The organism is Escherichia sp. MOD1-EC6162 (genome assembly GCF_002965125.1).
GTDB classification, from domain to species: Bacteria; Pseudomonadota; Gammaproteobacteria; order Enterobacterales; family Enterobacteriaceae; genus Escherichia; species Escherichia marmotae.
This window is the reverse complement of record NZ_PTSB01000002.1, coordinates 209,856-223,760: the sequence shown is the minus strand read 5'-3', so window position 1 is coordinate 223,760 and position 13,905 is coordinate 209,856. Positions and strand designations below refer to the sequence as shown.

Sequence of the window (13,905 nt, the reverse complement as noted above, 5' to 3'; positions counted from 1 at the left end):
TCACGCTCCTGGAATTATAACCAAATAACCACAGAAGATTATCATGAACGGCTGTTTTTGTTCTGCTTATTGACATATAAACGTTCATCAGAAGCTTTATACGCATCATGTAACGTATCGTTTTCTTTCATCGCGTAAATACCTGAAGAGAAGCCGATCTCTTTCTTCGGTGCGATATGTTGCAGGCGTTTTTCGATACGTTCAGGCAGTTGCGCGGCAATTTGCGGCGTCGAATCGACCAGAATGATGCAAAATTCATCGCCACCGAGACGGATGGCATAATCGCTTTTACGAATCGACTGCTTAATCGCCTGGGCTAATAATGTAATCGCTAAATCGCCCTCCTGATGACCAAGGGTGTCATTAATTTGCTTTAACTTGTCCATGTCAATTGCAATAAACATGACAGAAGAACCGGATTGCACCAGTTTCTGCAAACGCTGCTCCAGTTCAGGCGTTAATATTTTGCGATTATACAGTCCGGTCATCGCATCACTGATATTTTCGCGCGTCACGTTCTGGTACAAGCGGAAGTGCATCCGGACCATATTCAGCAAAATTAACGCTGTCAAAATCCAGAACAGAACGCTTTTCCACGAAGACGTGATAAAGTAAAGAATATCAATGGATAACGAAACGCGAATACCGCCAGGTAAGTCGTGGACGTAACTGACATACTGAAACAGGTTATCTTCGCTCTGGTTGATAATAATGTCCCGTCCCGAATCTGTATCGGTTAGCGTGACATTAAGAAAACGCCAGAGGAGAGGGCGATCATGAGTGTAAAAGATATTTCGTAGATTATTCTTATTAATATCCAGCAGTACAATACCTTTTAACTGCCTTGCAACATAAACCGGTGTCAGCAAACTCATCACGTTCTGTTTAGTACGCTGATCCTGGTAAATGCTCGATAACACAGTACGTCCGGTAAACACTTTTTCAATATCTTTACGATCAATGCCAATGCTTCCTGATTGCAGGAAGGACCAGTTATTCATCGCGAAGTATTCAACATTGACTGGCTCATAAAAATAGACATAGCGGTCATTGAGATCAAGATAATAGTGAAATTTCTCTTCGGCCATGCCAAGACCGGAACCATAATCATCCTGATGGCGGTTGCCTTCAACTGCCTGATCAAATGCCGGTAAGAGCGCCGCAGCTTCCACAATCGTGTCGCAGTCAGTGGATGCAGTCTGCAATGTTCCGTGTAAACCCGCGTAAGTATGGGCTGTCAGGTTTAAGCCATGGGTATTGTTGGCAGATTCAAAAGCTTCACAGATGGCACGTCGCTGTTCTGGCGACACCTCAGACTGTTTCGCAGCAAGCGCGCGCATTACATGTGCGGCGATACTCTGATTTTGATACTTGTCGTAGAGAAAGGAGGAATCTGCTTTCTGGACGATATAGCGCAAATAAGCACTCATTGCCCTGTCGCTGGCGACAAGTTCAAAAATAAGGAAGGAAGATGTCAGCACAATGACACTTGCGGCGATAAAATGCCGGAGCATTCTATGGTGCAATTTCATGATAAATGGCACTCCTTCGGTTAGTGAAACGAGAAAACCAGATAAAGTTCGATTGCGGCCTGGTACAGGGGCGCTAATTATACTCATCTCTGCGCCGCTGGGGAGGGGAAATTTAGGGGTATTGATAATAAATTGTATGCCAAAGCCACGCAAAACGCATGGCTGTGAATAATTTTGCACTCAAATATAATGAATAATCACTTTGTTGCCACCATCATTTTTCGCTTCTCGTAACGCTTTATCAGCTTCCGTCATGACAAGCGAGATATTACGCGTGTCGCCAGTGGAAAAAACACAGCCAATGCTGATGGTCATTTGTTCAGGGACATTATATCTATTACTAAAACCGGTCAGTAGTTCGACATTTTTACGCACCCGATCGGCGATAATTTTTGCCTGGGCAGCATTCAATTCGGTAAATAGTAAACCGAACTCTTCACCTTCCAGACGCGCGAAGATGTCATCGGGGCGGATACTTTGCTGGATAATATCGACAATTGAAACCAGAACTTTATCGCCCACATGATGACCCCACTGAGCATTTATGCGTTTGAACTGGTTAATATCTACCAGCATGATACAAAAATCCTTCACAACAGGGCGAGAGAGTAATGACTCTACACTGTTGAAAAAGTGACGGCGGTTATAAATATTGGTCAGTACATCATAAACCGCCAGTTTACTGGCAAGTTGTAGTTCCTGAAAAATGTTATAAATCAGGAAAGAAACCACAAACAGTTTACTGGAAACCTCAATACCGCGGCTGATATACCAGATGGTGTAATTATATTCATCCAGAGTCAGTAGCAACAAGTTACAACAGAGTGAGGCCAGACATAATAACGCGATTGACGGCCAAAGTTCGCTCGCTAAACCTGTCCGTGTGATAATAAAAAATAGTAAACATGCCCACAGACAAACCAGAATCTTGGTGTAGTTAATACCCCAACTCGCAGTATTATTATTCGGGCAGTAATCTACGACATATAAGGCATAGTCAGGATTATAACTGCTCAGGTTGTGCGCCAGTAATGGAAACAACATAAAAGGTATTAGTGCCAGCAACAGGATGCAGGTTTTTTTCTTGTTGTTTGTCAGAATGCTGTTTCGGTCATAACAGAAAAGAGCCAGCGATGCTAAGCTAATAAAACTTAGTTGGCGAAAAAGATAGAAAATGGAAACGTCATTCGATTTCGTCTGGATCAGCGTACTATCGCTGATAGGCTTGTGAATAATAACGATCGTTTCAGTTAAATAGACAAGGCCACTTAAAAAAGCAAGACTTAAAATTAGGGTTGGGAAAATATCTCGATTAGTAAAATACTTCATTAACATGAAAAGGAAAATGACGGCGTTAAGGAAAAATAAAGCCACAACGACCATCAGGTAGTTCATCTGAGGGATGAGCTTTATATTGGCGTTTTCATTATATAAGGTGGTAATGCAAAATAAAATTAATGTCAATAGTAAGCTGAAAATAAAAAAGCTGTGTGCTTTTAATTTTTGTGTACCCATGGGAACCATAAAAAAGGAGAGCAATCTGAGTAGTCGATTTTATTGATTGCAGAGAAATGGAGTTTTGACCGGGATCAATTATCATTATCAGTAAAAAAGAATTAAAGTATAGCATTGAGAAAAGCGTGCTAACAGAATCATTTTTCCGAATGATTGTTTCATGAAACTAAGTTCTGTAAAGGTTACGCTGTTATATTTAAGTTGTTTGTAAGCTAATGTAGATAATAAATAACTGTATTTACAATTAACTAAAAATCAGCCAGGGAATAATGACCTGGCTGATGGTTTTAGTCTTTAGTAGTTGCATTTTGTTTATGAAATAGTTCGCGAAACACCGGATAAATATCATCCTGATCGCGGATATGCTGCATCGCAAAGTTTTCGAATGTAGATTGCAGATGCTCATATTCCCGCCACAATGTCTGATGAGCGCGACGGGTAATTTCGATATAGCTGTAATAACGAACAACGGGCAACAATTTTTTCGCCAGAATTTCATGGCAAAGCGGAGAGTCATCGGCCCAGTTATCACCGTCCGACGCCTGCGCGGCATAAATATTCCATTGTGCCGGGTTATAACGCTCTTTCACCACCTCATCCATCAGTTTCAGAGCGCTGGAAACAATGGTGCCACCCGTTTCCTGCGAGTAGAAAAACTCATGTTCATCGACTTCTTTCGCCTGGGTATGGTGGCGGATGTAAACGACCTCCACGTTCTTGTAAGTTCTGCTCAGGAACAGATACAGCAAAATATAAAAACGTTTGGCCATATCTTTGGTGGATTGATCCATTGAACCAGAAACGTCCATCAGACAAAACATTACCGCCTGACTGGAGGGATCGGGTCGTTTTTCGTAGTTCTTATAACGTAAATCGAAGGTGTCGATGAACGGAACGCGTTCAATTTTGGCGCGTAATTCGGCAATCTCTTTGCGTAGCCGTTCCTCTTCCAGCAATTGCGCAGGTTCACTGTTGCTGATGATTGCCAAATCTTCTTCCAGAGCATGAAGTTCCCGCCGTTTACCTGCGGTCATCGCGGTACGTCTCGCCAGTGAGTTTTGCAATGAACGCACCACGCTGATATTGGCCGGAACGCCGTTAGCGGTATAACCCGCCCGATGCGTTTTAAACTCGGTCAATTGGCGTTGCTGGTTCTGTTTTAAATTCGGTAAGGCTAAATCTTCAAACAGCAGGTCGAGATATTCGTCTTTCGAAATCTGGAAGACAAATTCATCCTGACCTTCACCGTCCTGACTAGCCTGGCCCTGACCACTACCGGAACCGCCGCTGCCGCCCTGGGGACGTTCAATGCGATCGTTCTGGATGAAATGGTCGTTACCCGGGTGAACGCGATGGCGCAGGCCGCCACGCCCCTGATGAAACATCGGTTCGCTAATATCTTCCGTTGGAATGGAGACGGACTCGCCGCTGTCGACGTCAGTCACCGAACGCTTATTAATGGCCTCGGAGATCGACTGTTTAATTTGCGCTTTATAACGGCGTAAAAAACGCTGGCGATTCACCATGCTTTTGTTTTTGCCGTTCAGACGCCGGTCAATAAACCAGGTCATATGCCCCCCGTACTGCATTTGCCAACTGTATGCTGCACCTGTATTGCCGGACACGCTTCGCTTATCCGGCCTACGGTTCGCTGTCGTTGTAGGCCCATGAGCATGTGCTCCGGGCCATGGTTGTTAAGAGGATTTACGTACGCGCAAATACCATTCGCACAGTAAACGCACCTGTTTACGGGTGTAGCCTTTCTCCATCATACGGTCGACAAAATCGTCGTGTTTCTTCTGCTCGTCGGTTGAGGTTTTAGCGTTAAACGAAATGACTGGCAGTAATTCTTCGGTATTGGAAAACATTTTTTTCTCAATAACCGTGCGCAGTTTTTCATAACTGGTCCAGTTCGGATTGCGTCCGCTGTTATTTGCTCTGGCGCGCAGCACGAAGTTGACAATCTCGTTACGGAAATCTTTCGGATTGCTGATCCCCGCTGGTTTTTCGATTTTCTCCAGCTCGGCGTTCAGCGACTCGCGATCAAACAACTGACCGGTATCCGGGTCGCGATACTCCTGATCCTGGATCCAGAAATCCGCATAGGTGACATAACGATCGAAAATGTTCTGTCCATATTCGGAATAAGACTCCAGATAAGCCGTCTGGATCTCTTTGCCGATAAACTCGGCATATTTCGGGATCAGATAACCTTTCAGGAACTCCAGATAGCGTTCTGCCTGCTCTTGCGGGAACTGCTCGCGCTCAATCTGCTGTTCAAGAACGTAGAACAGATGGACCGGGTTAGCTGCCACTTCCACGTGATCGAAGTTGAACACGCGAGAGAGGATCTTAAACGCAAAACGAGTGGACAGACCGTTCATCCCTTCATCGACGCCCGCGTAATCCCGATACTCCTGATACGATTTGGCTTTCGGATCGGTATCTTTTAGACTTTCGCCATCATAAACGCGCATCTTTGAATAAATGCTGGAGTTTTCTGGCTCTTTCAGACGCGAAAGAATGGAAAAACGTGACAGAGTTTCCAGCGTGCCAGGTGCGCATGGTGCGTGAGTCAGTTCACTATGATTAAGTAATTTCTCGTAGATTTTAATCTCTTCGGAAATGCGCAAGCAGTACGGCACCTTCACGATATAGACACGGTCGAGGAAGGCCTCGTTGTTTTTATTGTTACGGAAAGTGACCCATTCGGATTCGTTCGAGTGGGCGAGAATAATCCCGTTGAACGGCAGGGCGGAGATACCTTCCGTCCCGTTGTAGTTGCCTTCCTGGGTGGCGGTCAACAGAGGATGCAGCACTTTAATCGGTGCTTTAAACATCTCGACAAATTCCATGATCCCCTGGTTGGCGCGGCACAGCGCACCGGAATAACCATAGGCATCTGGATCGTTCTGCGCGTAGTGTTCGAGCTTACGAATATCGACTTTCCCTACCAGCGCTGAGATATCCTGGTTGTTCTCATCGCCGGGCTCCGTTTTAGCGATGGCAATTTGTTGTAGAATCGACGGCCAGACCTTCACAACCCGAAATTTAGTGATATCGCCACCAAATTCATGCAGGCGCTTCGCGGCCCACGGCGACATGATAGTGCCGAGGTAGCGGCGCGGAATGCCGTACTCTTTTTCGAGGATCTGCGCATCTTCCTGTGGATTGAACAGACAGAACGGATGATCGTTGACCGGGCTGCGCTCACCATTGGCGCTCAATACATAAATAGGCACGAGTTGCATTAATGATTTCAGTCGCTCCGCAAGCGACGATTTCCCCCCACCCACAGGCCCCAGCAGATACAGAATTTGTTTCTTCTCTTCCAGCCCCTGAGCCGCGTGTTTCAGATAAGAGACAATCTGTTCAATCGCGTCTTCCATGCCGTAAAACTCTTCAAACGCCGGATAACGTGCGATGACCCGGTTCGAGAAGAGTCGAGAAAGTCTGGGTTCCTGGGCTGTATCGACCATGACAGGCTCACCAATAGCCATCAGTAGCCGCTCAGCCGCGTTGGCATAAGCACTGCGATCTTGCCGACAAGTGGTAAGAAACTCCTGCAGTGTGAACTCTTCGTCCTTGGCAGCTTCATATCGCTGGCGATAGTGATCGAATATATTCATGGTATGCCGTCCTTTCGTTTTTTAGCACAGGTTAAGAGCCGTTCATATGAATAGTAGAGGCTCCCGGAAGAGGTAAACTGAACGACGTCTCTTGCTAAAACACAGCAACTCTCATGCCATCTTACCGACTGCGAGAAGAACGTGCCCGGTGATACACCTTCAAAATTAAGCGTAGATGGCAAATGGAAAACTTGCCTGCACGGCTTTCTGGATTTCAATGGCATATCAACAACTCACCCATAAAAATTGCATAACTAATGTAAAGAATATTGCCGTCGGTAATGCAAAATTCATTCAGGTGTAAGCCTGATGTCACCAGCGTCAGGAAAATTAAACAGTTACCTTTAGAAATGAAAATGTAAAAAGGTTGGGTTTCCATGTATTGACGGGTAAACTTTGTCGCCCGCTAAACATTTGTTTAAGGAATGATTAATTGTGACCAAACTCAAACTTCTGGCACTTGGAGTGCTTATCGCAACGTCTGCAGGCGTAGCACACGCTGAAGGTAAATTTTCCCTGGGCGCAGGCGTAGGTGTCGTTGAACACCCTTATAAAGATTACGATACCGATGTTTACCCAGTACCGGTAATCAACTATGAAGGCGATAACTTCTGGTTCCGTGGCTTAGGTGGTGGTTACTACCTGTGGAACGATGCAACGGATAAACTTTCGATTACCGCTTACTGGTCGCCGCTCTACTTCAAAGCTAAAGACAGTGGCAACCACCAGATGCGCCACCTGGATGACCGTAAGAGCACTATGATGGCCGGTCTGTCCTACGCTCACTTTACCCAGTACGGTTATCTGCGTACCTCTCTGGCAGCCGACACACTGGATAACAGCAACGGTATCGTCTGGGATACGGCCTGGTTGTACCGTTACACTAACGGTGGTCTGACTCTGACCCCGGGTATCGGTGTGCAGTGGAACAGCGAAAACCATAACGAATACTATTATGGCGTATCGCGTAAAGAGTCTGCGCGCAGCGGTCTGCGTGGCTATAACCCGAATGATAGCTGGAGTCCGTATCTGGAACTGAGCGCCAACTACAACTTCATGGGCGACTGGAGCATTTACGGTACTGCGCGCTACACCCGTCTGTCCGATGAAGTTACCGATAGCCCGATGGTTGATAAGTCCTGGACAGGTCTGATTTCGACCGGGATCACCTACAAATTCTGATAGTGCATCTTTCCAGGGCATTTTGTGCATAAAAACAGGGCGTCACGCCCTGTTTTGCATTACGGTGGTGCGTAACCTGGGAGGAAACAATGCAACAAAAAATGATTCAGTTTAGTGATGGGGACTCAGTGCCAGCCATAGGGCAGGGAACATGGTTTATGGGCGAAGATGTCAGTCAGCGCAAAACAGAAGTCGCTGCACTGCGCGCGGGCATTGAACTCGGTTTAACCCTCATTGATACCGCCGAAATGTATGCGGACGGTGGTGCTGAAAAGGTAGTTGGTGAAGCATTAACTGGCCTGCGTGATAAGGCCTTTCTCGTCTCTAAGGTCTATCCGTGGAATGCTGGCGGACAAAAAGCGATTAATGCCTGCGAAGCCAGCTTACGCCGTCTTAATACCGATTATCTCGATCTTTATTTATTACACTGGTCTGGCAGTTTCGCTTTTGAAGAAACTGTTGCCGCGATGGAAAAATTGATCGCCCAGGGCAAAATCCGCCGCTGGGGCGTTTCTAATCTTGATTATGCCGATATGCAGGAGCTCTGGCAGGTGCCGGGGGGAAATCAGTGTGCGACTAATCAGGTGCTTTATCATCTTGGCTCACGGGGTATTGAGTTCGATTTACTTCCCTGGTGCCAGCAACAGCAGATGCCGGTGATGGCTTACAGCCCGTTAGCCCAGGCTGGGCGGTTGCGCAATGGACTGCTAAAAAACGCGGTCGTCAACGAAATCGCACATGCCCACAATGTCAGCGCGGCGCAAGTTCTGCTGGCGTGGGTAATCAGCCATCAAGGCGTGATGGCGATTCCAAAAGCGGCAACTATCGCGCATGTTCAACAAAATGCGGCTGTGCTGGAGATTGTGCTTTCGCCAGAAGAATTAGCGATGTTGGACAAAGCGTATCCGGCACCAAAAGTAAAAACTGCGCTGGATATGGTGTGATGCTGAGCAGTGCCGGATACATCGCATCCGGCACACAAAACTAGCGCAGATTAGCGTTTGGCAACGCGGATGGATTGTGCCAGACGAGAGGGCATATCTTTGGACGTTTTTTGTGCTTCAGAGGCGTAAGCGGTTTCTACGCAGACAAAGGTTTTGTAGCCGTCATCTGGCATATCGCCCATGCTGACTGAAAGCGCCGGACCTGGATTCCAGCCAACAACGTTCAGATGATGCTGGTGACCAACGGTAATAATGCGATTCAACGCTTCGTCATTAATCACACTACAATCTTGCGGATTCAGATACACGCGATCGGTACGATCCGGGAATGTCTGAATCCCCCCGGTCAAAGTGCCTTCTTTCGCGTCATTGACTTTATCAATGAAGCGATCTCCCAGGCCACTGACGCTCACCTTAGCAATATCACCCACGTTAAAGTAGGTATGCAGGGCAGAGGTGGTTTCAAATTCGCCGTGCGCTTCAAGATCAATTTCACAAGTCTTACCCACGCGGAAATGCGCTAACAGCGTAAAGTCGTGCGGCCAGTATTTTTTCGTCTCGTCGCTTTGTGTCAGTTCAAAAGTCAGCGCTACGCCATCGGCATCTTCACTGTGCGATTTCAGCGTCCACGGCAGAATGCGGGCAAAACCGTGAGCAGGCAGACCTTGCTGTGCTGCCGGACCAAACCACGGCCAACAAACCGGCACGCCGCCGCGAATGGCGACGCCATTTTTAAACGGCGTGTTATTACTCAACCACAGAACGTCTTCTTCACCTGCAGGTTTCCAGGAGAGAAGGTGTGCGCCCTGTAATGCAAAAGAGGCTTTTACCTGGGGATGATCGACCACAATAAGGTTCAGTTCATCCAGTTTACGACGGGAGAGGACAGGGGAAATTTGTTCGATGACCGGAAGGGCAAAAATTTTCTTAATCATGACGCAGTCCTTTAACTTCATTTCATCAGGTAAAAAAAAGAGCGACCGAAGTCGCTCTTTTTAGATCACAGAGTCATCTCAACTTATTTGGAGATGTGAGCGATCAGATCCAGAACTTTGTTGGAGTAACCGGTTTCGTTGTCGTACCAGGATACCAGTTTCACGAAGTTGTCGTTCAGAGCGATACCCGCTTTAGCATCGAACACGGAAGTGCAAACTTCGCCGTTGAAATCGGTAGATACTACGTCATCTTCGGTGTAGCCCAGAACGCCTTTCATTTCGCCTTCAGCAGCAGCTTTAACGGCAGCTTTGATCTGCTCGTAAGTTGCAGCTTTTTCCAGACGAACGGTCAGGTCAACGACGGATACGTTCGGAGTCGGAACACGGAACGCCATACCAGTCAGTTTGCCATTCAGTTCTGGCAGTACTTTACCTACAGCTTTAGCAGCACCGGTAGAGGACGGGATGATGTTCTGGGAAGCGCCACGGCCGCCGCGCCAGTCTTTGTGAGACGGGCCGTCAACGGTTTTTTGAGTAGCGGTAGTAGCGTGAACGGTGGTCATCAGACCTTCGATGATGCCGAAGTTATCGTTGATAACTTTAGCCAGCGGAGCCAGGCAGTTGGTGGTGCAGGAAGCGTTAGAAACGATGTCCTGGCCAGCATATTTGTCGAAGTTAGCGCCTTTAACGAACATCGGAGTGTTGTCTTTAGACGGACCAGTCATAACCACTTTTTTCGCACCAGCGGTGATGTGTTTACGAGCAGTTTCGTCAGTCAGGAACAGACCAGTTGCTTCAGCGACAACGTCAACACCAACTTCGTCCCATTTCAGGTTAGCCGGATCACGTTCAGCGGTAACACGGATTTTTTTACCGTTTACGATCAGATGACCGTCTTTCACTTCAACGGTGCCGTCGAAACGACCGTGAGTGGAGTCATATTTCAGCATGTATGCCATGTAATCAGCGTCTAACAGGTCGTTGATTGCAACGATCTCAATGTCAGAACGTTTCTGAGCAGCACGGAAAACAATGCGACCGATACGGCCAAAACCGTTGATACCTACTTTGATAGTCATATATTCCACCAGCTATTTGTTAGTGAATAAAAGGTTGCCTGTAAAATTACAAAAACCTTACGCAGCGTCAAGCGGAATCGTGTCAATCATTGCGACAAATCAATCCTGTGCCTTGGCATTACACGACTGACTCGCCTCACTCTTCCTTTGGGCTTGAAACCACATGAGGGCGGCGCCCAGAATTTTAAAGGGCAATTATGATAAAAATGTGATTTTCATCACGATTTAGGTGCAGCTATTTCGTCGAGATCAAGTTTAGGACAAAATTTTGCCAGTAGGTGTTAATGTTTTGTTAGAATAAGTCACGTAATGTGAGCGTGATTAAAGTGAGATGTGAGAAAATGGCTAACAAACCTTCGGCAGAAGAACTGAAAAAAAATTTGTCCGAGATGCAGTTTTACGTGACTCAGAATCACGGGACGGAGCCGCCATTCACTGGACGTTTACTGCATAACAAGCGCGGCGGTGTTTACCACTGTTTGATTTGCGATGCACCTCTGTTTCACTCCCAAACCAAGTATGATTCAGGCTGTGGCTGGCCCAGTTTTTATGAGCCGGTGAGTGAAGATTCGATCCGTTATATCAAAGACTTGTCACATGGTATGCAGCGGATAGAAATTCGTTGCGGAAACTGTGATGCCCATCTGGGGCACGTCTTTCCCGACGGCCCGCAACCCACAGGCGAACGTTATTGTGTTAACTCGGCATCATTGCGCTTTACTGATGACGAAAATGGCGAAGAAATCAACGGTTGAAAAAACGATTCAGCAACTTATTCCACAGGAGCGGGAAAATTATGGATCTTGATGAAATAATCAACAGCATGACGCCTGAGGTTTACCAGCGTTTATCGACTGCCGTTGAACTGGGAAAATGGCCAGATGGTGTTGCGCTGACTGAAGAACAAAAAGAGAACTGCCTGCAACTGGTGATGTTATGGCAGGCCCGAAACAATACCGATGCGCAGCATATGACAATCGACACTAACGGTCAGATGGTCATGAAGAGCAAACAACAGTTGAAAGAAGATTTTGGTATCTCGGCAAAGCCGATAGCCATGTTTAAGTAAGAGATTTGTTCCCTTTATCAGACGTTTATGAAGAGAGGGATAATCTTTACTGTTACGAGTTGATTGTTTGATTTAACTACGAGCACGCCAGATGCGCCGTTGATGTGTCTTATCTGGCCTACAACGTCAGTACTGAATCGTAGGCCAGCAAAATTATCCCTGCGTCTCTTCCCAGTCCGCCAGCGTGTACAGTGTTGCTCCAGCCGCTGACATCTCCATAAATGCGTGTGCACTGTCCTGCGGCTGAATATTTACGCCACGACAGCCATCGGTAATCACGCTCACGCTATAACCTAACTGCAACGCGTCCAGCACGGTAAACTTCACACAATAGTCAGTAGCCAGCCCCATAACGATCAATTCATTGATTTCATGGTCGCGTAACCAGCCATCGAGCGCGGTTTTCTGCCGACGTCCGTTATCAAAAAAAGCACTGTAACTGTCAACTAAAGGGTTTTCGCCTTTATGGAACACTGCTGCGATCGCATTTTGATTGAGTAACGGATGTAATTGCGCGCCTTCACTGCTCTGCACGCAGTGTTCAGGCCAGAATGTTTGCGGCAAACCGTCGAGCGTCCCCTGGCTGTATGGCTCCACCTGATGCTGGCTGGCAAAACTGCCGTGATTAGCCGGATGCCAGTCCTGACTGGCGATAACTGGTTCACCGCGCAACTGACACCAGTCAATCAAGCGGTTAGCGACATCCACAGTGCTGTCACCTTCTGGCACGGCGAGCGCGCCACCGGCACAGAAATCATTTTGTAAATCGACCAGTAACAGGGCGCGATGGGGCATTGCAATCTCCTTGTATCTTGAAAATTGGTTAATATAACAGCGATTAGATTTGGCAATGTGTATGCAGCCAGTTGTCTCCTGGGGTTTATAGCCCGTGATTAAGCGTTTGGCGCATACACTGAGCCACTCATCTGAAACCCGAACAAGACAGTTGCTTAATCATCCGGCGTCAGCTCGCCGCGTAGGTTTTGGCTCATAGCCTTGCGAATGGTTTCAGTATCCAGTCCCTGGCTAAGTAGATAGTGCAGCTTGGTGAGAGTGGCTTCCACAGTCATATCCGCGCCGCCAATAACGCCGGCGTGGGCGAGGGCGTTACCGGTGGCATATCCCCCCATATTCACTTTACCGGACATACATTGCGTCAGATTAACCACCACGATACCGCGATCGCTGGCCTCCTGTAATTCTTGCAGGAAAGCTTTGTTTTGCGGCGCATTACCCACGCCGTAAGAGCGAAGAATCAACGCCCTAACCGGTTGGCGCAGGAAATTACGCACAACATCGGCAGAGATCCCCGGATAAATTGTCACCACGCCGATCGGTTGTGGCGTAATTGGATGAACGATCAGTTCTCCATCACCGTGCGGGGCGGGTGGTGTATTCAAACGACGAATATGGATACCTGCTTCCAGTAACGGTGGAAGATTGGGGGAAGCAAAGGCATCAAAACCATCGGCATGGGCTTTAGTGGTTCGGTTTCCGCGATACAGGCGGTTATTAAAAAACAGCGTTACTTCGTTGATCGGGTAGTTAGCAGCAACGTACAACGCATTCAGCAGATTGATTTGTCCGTCAGAGCGTAGCTCGGCTAACGGGATTTGTGACCCTGTCACAATGACCGGTTTACCAAGATTCTCCAGCATGAACGACAGTGCAGAGGCGGTATATGCCATGGTATCGGTGCCGTGCAGAATGACAAAACCATCGTACTCGTTATAGTGCGCTTTAATGTCTTCAGCGATATGCTGCCAGTCTTCCGGCGTCATATCGGAAGAATCCATTAGCGGCGTATATTCATGAATAGTGAAATCTGGCATCTCCGGGCGATGGAATTCCGGCATCAACGCCAACTGGCGTTGCAGATGACCTGACACTGGAATATAACCCTGCTCGGAACGCTGCATCCCGATGGTTCCGCCCGTGTAGGCAACGTAAATTGATTTCTTTTGCATGATATTGATATGAATGATATCGAAAGAGCAAAAGTATATACGTGAGGGGCAGG

Annotated in this window: 12 protein-coding genes; 4 read left to right on the top strand and 8 right to left on the bottom strand. The window is 47.3% G+C overall.

Features of this window, described 5'->3' with window-relative positions:
• Positions 1 to 41: 41 nt before the first annotated feature.
• From dgcJ to yeaG, 4 genes are all read right to left on the bottom strand, one after another.
• Positions 42 to 1,532, bottom strand: coding sequence for a diguanylate cyclase DgcJ (gene dgcJ / locus A9587_RS03145; RefSeq protein WP_001516279.1), 1,491 nt, complete (start codon positions 1,530 to 1,532; stop codon positions 42 to 44).
• A 180-nt stretch (positions 1,533 to 1,712) separates the two neighbouring features.
• The gene (locus A9587_RS03140) at positions 1,713 to 3,056 is read right to left on the bottom strand and encodes a sensor domain-containing diguanylate cyclase (protein ID WP_001516280.1); all 1,344 of its coding nucleotides are present in this window, start codon (positions 3,054 to 3,056) and stop codon (positions 1,713 to 1,715) included.
• Between the two features lie 278 nt (positions 3,057 to 3,334).
• Positions 3,335 to 4,618 (bottom strand): YeaH/YhbH family protein, encoded by a 1,284-nt coding sequence (locus tag A9587_RS03135; RefSeq protein WP_000219671.1) that lies wholly within the window; start codon positions 4,616 to 4,618, stop codon positions 3,335 to 3,337.
• Between the two features lie 123 nt (positions 4,619 to 4,741).
• A complete protein-coding gene (yeaG, locus tag A9587_RS03130; protein ID WP_001019882.1) occupies positions 4,742 to 6,676 on the bottom strand; it encodes a protein kinase YeaG in 1,935 nt (644 codons plus the stop codon).
• A gap of 435 nt (positions 6,677 to 7,111) precedes the next feature.
• Here yeaG and mipA point away from each other — a divergent pair, with 435 nt between their 5' ends.
• Positions 7,112 to 7,858 carry a scaffolding protein MipA gene (mipA, locus tag A9587_RS03125; protein WP_000163778.1) on the top strand — a complete coding sequence of 249 codons (747 nt, stop codon included), beginning with the start codon at positions 7,112 to 7,114 and terminating at the stop codon, positions 7,856 to 7,858.
• A gap of 89 nt (positions 7,859 to 7,947) precedes the next feature.
• On the top strand, positions 7,948 to 8,802 hold the full coding sequence (gene yeaE / locus A9587_RS03120; protein ID WP_001186329.1) for a methylglyoxal reductase YeaE: 855 nt from the start codon (positions 7,948 to 7,950) through the stop codon (positions 8,800 to 8,802).
• A 50-nt stretch (positions 8,803 to 8,852) separates the two neighbouring features.
• On the opposite strand, the gene A9587_RS03115 is transcribed toward yeaE, so the two are convergent.
• Both A9587_RS03115 and gapA read right to left on the bottom strand, forming a co-directional pair.
• The gene (locus A9587_RS03115) at positions 8,853 to 9,737 is read right to left on the bottom strand and encodes a D-hexose-6-phosphate mutarotase (protein WP_016261957.1); all 885 of its coding nucleotides are present in this window, start codon (positions 9,735 to 9,737) and stop codon (positions 8,853 to 8,855) included.
• Between the two features lie 83 nt (positions 9,738 to 9,820).
• Positions 9,821 to 10,816, bottom strand: coding sequence for a glyceraldehyde-3-phosphate dehydrogenase (gene gapA / locus A9587_RS03110; protein WP_000153502.1), 996 nt, complete (start codon positions 10,814 to 10,816; stop codon positions 9,821 to 9,823).
• 341 nt (positions 10,817 to 11,157) lie between these two features.
• Here gapA and msrB point away from each other — a divergent pair, with 341 nt between their 5' ends.
• Both msrB and A9587_RS03100 read left to right on the top strand, forming a co-directional pair.
• Positions 11,158 to 11,571 carry a peptide-methionine (R)-S-oxide reductase MsrB gene (gene msrB, locus A9587_RS03105; RefSeq protein WP_001284624.1) on the top strand — a complete coding sequence of 138 codons (414 nt, stop codon included), beginning with the start codon at positions 11,158 to 11,160 and terminating at the stop codon, positions 11,569 to 11,571.
• A gap of 41 nt (positions 11,572 to 11,612) precedes the next feature.
• Complete coding sequence (locus A9587_RS03100) at positions 11,613 to 11,885, top strand: YeaC family protein (RefSeq protein ID WP_010376102.1); 273 nt, start codon at positions 11,613 to 11,615, stop codon at positions 11,883 to 11,885.
• Positions 11,886 to 12,038: 153 nt separating this feature from the next.
• On the opposite strand, the gene pncA is transcribed toward A9587_RS03100, so the two are convergent.
• Together pncA and ansA are read right to left on the bottom strand one after the other, a co-directional pair.
• Positions 12,039 to 12,680: a bifunctional nicotinamidase/pyrazinamidase gene (gene pncA / locus A9587_RS03095; RefSeq protein WP_001120524.1), complete on the bottom strand. Its 642-nt coding sequence runs from the start codon at positions 12,678 to 12,680 to the stop codon at positions 12,039 to 12,041.
• A gap of 155 nt (positions 12,681 to 12,835) precedes the next feature.
• On the bottom strand, positions 12,836 to 13,852 hold the full coding sequence (ansA, locus tag A9587_RS03090; RefSeq protein ID WP_001516285.1) for an asparaginase: 1,017 nt from the start codon (positions 13,850 to 13,852) through the stop codon (positions 12,836 to 12,838).
• Positions 13,853 to 13,905 lie beyond the last annotated feature (53 nt).